Below are 4,090 nucleotides of genomic sequence, written 5' to 3'. Positions count from 1 at the left end.
GCGGCGGAATTCTCCAAAGAAATTCTTGAATCGAGGCTCGCACGAGCACGCAGAAGGACGGCGCTCATCGCCGATTCGACTCAATTCTGAGTTCCACCATGGCCGAGAAAAGCGCCAAGGTTCCGCAGGAAGGCAGCCGCTGCACGCGTAGGCGGCTTGTCGCTGCGCGTGATGGCGACCAAGGGGCCGATGTGCAAGGGCAATGCGCACTGGACGGTCTGCAAGTGGTACTGGGCGCATAGTTCGTCAGCAATGCATTGAGACGACAGCACGAGGCTATCGCTCTGACTCGCCAGGCGTAGCATCACAGGCGAAACCTGCGACGACAACACATCGGAAGGGAAGCGCAGTCCCATATCGCGAACCGCGAACTCGAGTTGCTGCCTGACAATATTCGGTTGAGCGGGCAGCACCCACGGATATTCCAGAAGTTCCTGCAGCGCCTTCGGCCCCAGGGTCAGCGGATGCCCTTGCCGCGCAAGAAAAACGGGCGCGTCCTGTTGCAGCACGTCGAGCTTGTAGAGTTCGCTGCCAAATCCGCTGGCCGTTCGTCCGATCGCGACATCCACGAGATCCTGGTCGAGACACTCGAGCATGTCCTCCATGGGCCCTTCGCGCAGCGCGAGCCGCACGCGCGGCCACCGGGCCCGAAAGTCTCCAATGCAATCCGGCAGCGCCCGCCACCAGGCGAGCGGTGAAAAGATCCCGATCGACAAGTTGCCTACGTCGCCGCTGAGCAACGCTTCGAGCTCGGCCTCCGCCCTCTGGACGTCGCTTGCGATCAGATGCCCATGTCGCACCAGGGTTTCACCATAGACGGTGGGACGCATGCCGCTCGGCAGCCGTTCAAACAGTTGCGCGCCGACGATCCCCTCGATCTCGGCTAGCGCCTTCGACACGGCCGACTGGCTGATCTTCAGTGACTCCGCCGCCTTCTGCAGGCTACCTTGCCTGTCGATCTCGACTACGACCGTAATGTGACGCAGCTTCAGGCGTTGATGTAGTGAATTCATGATCCAGAGCCGGTTGAACTTTCGTCATAGGGGGGCGGCGAACAATTCCGTTTTCTTTCTGCTGGCAATCCGTAATCTCGTGAATGTCGATTCTGGAATGGACGGCAACGGGAAAGCACGGTCATGCGCGGCGCTGGGGCGGCAGTCGGCCCTTTACTGGCGAAAACATCGGGACGCTAGTGTATCCGGATTGCGAGGCGGGGCGAATGCGTGCCTGGCACGCTTGACCGAGGTGGACCCGTTTTCAACGGAAAAAGCGGACACCCCGCACGAAACCAAGGAGGCTGGATGAAAAACACCATACTGACCCGATGCGAACAGGGTGCACTCGAAGGCGTGACAAACGACGGCGTGCACACGTTCTTCGACATTCCCTATGCATCGGATAGCGGTCGATTCAAGCCCGCTGGCGAACCGGCGCGCTGGAGCGGGCAGCGGGACGCGACCCGGCCGGGCCCCGTCTTCCCTCAATTGCCGGGGCGGCTGGACTTCGTCATGGGAGCGGTCTGCAAGGGCGTGCCGCAATCGGAAGACGCGTTCCGGCTGAACGTCTTCACGCCGGAAATGAATGGCAGCCTGCCGGTCGTATTCTGGATTCATGGCGGCGGCTTCATGACCGGCGGCGCGTTGCCTTGCTACTCCGGCGACGCCCTAGCGCGCTTCGGCCGCGCGGTGGTGGTGACGATGAACTATCGTCTAGGGGTGCTCGGCAACCTCTATATGGAGGGCGTTTCACCGGGCAACCTCAGCGTCTCGGATCTCGAGCGGGCGCTCCAGTGGGTCAGGGACAACATCGCCGGTTTCGGCGGCGACCCGAATTCCATCGTCGTGGCGGGTCAATCGGCTGGCGCATGGTACGCGCAGCTTCTCGCAGCGATGCCGGCCACGCATGAGCATGTGAAGGCGATCGCCATGCTCAGCTATCCGGGTCTTCAGCCGATGGCGCCGGAGAAAGCGCACGCGGGTGCCGTTCGCTTATGCGAAAGCGCGGGCCTTTCGTCGGGCGACGAGCTGGCCAAGCTGCCGGTCGAGCGCATACTCCATGAGCAAGCCAGGATGCTCGGGACCGTGGCGCAATTTGCCGAGGTACCGATAGTGTTCATGCCTGTCGCGAGCGAGCGCGTGCCTGCCGATCCGGGCGCGGCGGCGCAGGCATCTTTTGGCCGCAAGCCGGTTCTCATCGGTTGGACGCGTGATGAGACCGCCAGCTTCTTTGCAAGCCACCCTCCCGTTCTTGCAGCGACCGAGGCACAGGCGCTCGAGAAATTCGAGCTCGAATGGGGCGTTGAGGGGCCAAGCCGATATGCAAGCGTTGCCTCCGGACGATTCGATCACAAGCCTTACGCTGCCCTGATCGAACTTAGCTCGGAGAAGCTGATCAATGAACCCACGCGCCAGTTCGCCTCGCGGATGGCAAAGGCAGGAAGCGATGTATTTGCGTATCGGTTCGATTTTCAGTCTCGTCAGCAGAATATAGGTGCCTGCCATTGCTTCGAATTGCCGTTCCTGTTTGGTAATTTTGCAAATTGGGCTGATGCACCGATGCTCGCTCAACTCGACGCTCAGCTGAGCGGCGCACTGTCAACGCGATTTCAGGGCCACTTTCTCAATTTCGTCGAATCCGGAAATCCCAACGGAGAAGGGTTGCCCACATGGGCGCGCTACAACGGCGCGGACGACGAATTGATGTACTTGAAATAGCGCCTCAATCATCCTTGACTTTCCCACGTTCAATCGTCTCGCCTGGTAGAACCAGCCAGGTCGACCGCGTCTGAACGCTTGCTATACCTGATTTCTCAGATCGAACGCCAATTATCGATAGGAATACGAAATAAACAGTTCGGCGTTCGGGAATGCCGCGTCAATTCCTGTAACCAGGCATCGAGCCATATATTGGAGACAAAATCGTCATGAAGATGAAGTGGAGTGCCGCATTGCTGGCCGCTGTGACGGGGCTAGCGTACGGCCAAAGTAGCGTCTCGCTTTATGGGATCGTCGACACCGGTATTTCGTATTACAACCACGCGACCGCAAATGGCGGGAGCATGCTCGGCATGGCCTCGTTGACCGGCAGATTGCCCTCCCGATGGGGATTGCGAGGCACGGAGGACCTCGGCGGAGGCTTCAAGACGTTCTTCGTGCTGGAGAGCGGATTCCAGCCCGGCAACGGCTCGCTGAATTACGGTGGCCGTCTCTTTGGAGATCAGGCAAACGTGGGCGTCAGCAGCGACTACGGCGCCATCACGCTGGGGCGGCAGCTCGGCATGACGATGTACGCGCTGATCAACGCGGACGTGATCGGTCCATCGATTCATTCGTTGAGCGTATTCGATTCGTATCTGCCGAACGCGAGAAGCGACAACGCGATTGGCTATATGGGCAAATTCCAAGGTTTCACGGTAGGGGGGACATACAGCTTTGGCCGCGATGCGGCTGGCCCGGCCGGTCCTGGCGCCACCAACTGTCCAGGGCAAGTGCCTGGCAACATGCTGGCGTGCCGCCAATACACCGCGCTGCTTGCCTACGATTCCGCGAGCTTTGGCGTGGCGGCTTCCTATGACGTGCTGCGCGGCGGGGCGGGCGCTACCGCGCCGCTTGACAACAGCGCGTACACCGATACGCACAACGTCGTCGACGGGTACGTGACCTTCGGCTCCACAAAGATCGGCTTTGGGTGGATCAGAAACAACCTCGCAGTGGCGACCCATTTGCAGACGGACATTCTGTTTGCGGGGGCGACCTACTACGCCACGCCAGCGTTGTTCTTCGACGCCCAGGGGGTGCGCTACCTCCAGCGTGGCTCGGAGGGCAAGAAGGACGCAAGCTCGACGCTGCTGATCGGCCGTGCGAATTACCTCTTCTCGAAGCGTACCATGGTCTATGCGTCGCTCGGCTACATGTTCAACAGCGCCCAGGCGGCAAACGCAGTCGCGGCCGGTGGTACTGTCGGGACCGGCATGGACCAGCTTGGTGTGATGGTCGGATTGCAACAGAAGTTCTGAGTGAGTGGTTTGGAATTGTTATTCCTCAGGTTTTTCCTGGCTCTGAGCCGTGTTGGCCTTAACTTGTTTTCGCGG

At 60.2% G+C, this 4,090-nt stretch carries 3 protein-coding genes; 2 read left to right on the top strand and 1 reads right to left on the bottom strand.

What is annotated here, in order from left to right:
* Window positions 1–80: 80 nt before the first annotated feature.
* Window positions 81–1,013, bottom strand: a complete 933-nt coding sequence (locus tag BO1_RS55700) for a LysR family transcriptional regulator (protein ID WP_052409862.1) — start codon at window positions 1,011–1,013, stop codon at window positions 81–83.
* A 288-nt stretch (window positions 1,014–1,301) separates the two neighbouring features.
* On the opposite strand from BO1_RS55700, the gene BO1_RS55695 reads away from it, so the two are divergent.
* Both BO1_RS55695 and BO1_RS46515 read left to right on the top strand, forming a co-directional pair.
* Window positions 1,302–2,714 (top strand): carboxylesterase/lipase family protein, encoded by a 1,413-nt coding sequence (locus tag BO1_RS55695; RefSeq protein ID WP_052409861.1) that lies wholly within the window; start codon window positions 1,302–1,304, stop codon window positions 2,712–2,714.
* 209 nt (window positions 2,715–2,923) lie between these two features.
* Window positions 2,924–4,015, top strand: coding sequence for a porin (locus tag BO1_RS46515; protein WP_028223425.1), 1,092 nt, complete (start codon window positions 2,924–2,926; stop codon window positions 4,013–4,015).
* Window positions 4,016–4,090: the final 75 nt, after the last annotated feature.

Origin of the sequence: Paraburkholderia oxyphila NBRC 105797, assembly GCF_000685075.1 — a bacterium.
GTDB lineage: Bacteria > Pseudomonadota > Gammaproteobacteria > Burkholderiales > Burkholderiaceae > Paraburkholderia > Paraburkholderia oxyphila.
Note: the sequence above shows the minus strand (reverse complement) of the source record. Positions and strands in the feature narration are given on the sequence as shown.

Bases quoted from the DNA above. Each gene is read 5' to 3' on its own strand.
- BO1_RS55700 (WP_052409862.1), bottom strand. From the start codon at position 1,013: ATGAATTCACTACATCAACGCCTGAAGCTGCGTCACATTACGGTCGTA.
- BO1_RS55695 (WP_052409861.1), top strand. From the start codon at position 1,302: ATGAAAAACACCATACTGACCCGATGCGAACAGGGTGCACTCGAAGGC.
- BO1_RS46515 (WP_028223425.1), top strand. From the start codon at position 2,924: ATGAAGATGAAGTGGAGTGCCGCATTGCTGGCCGCTGTGACGGGGCTA.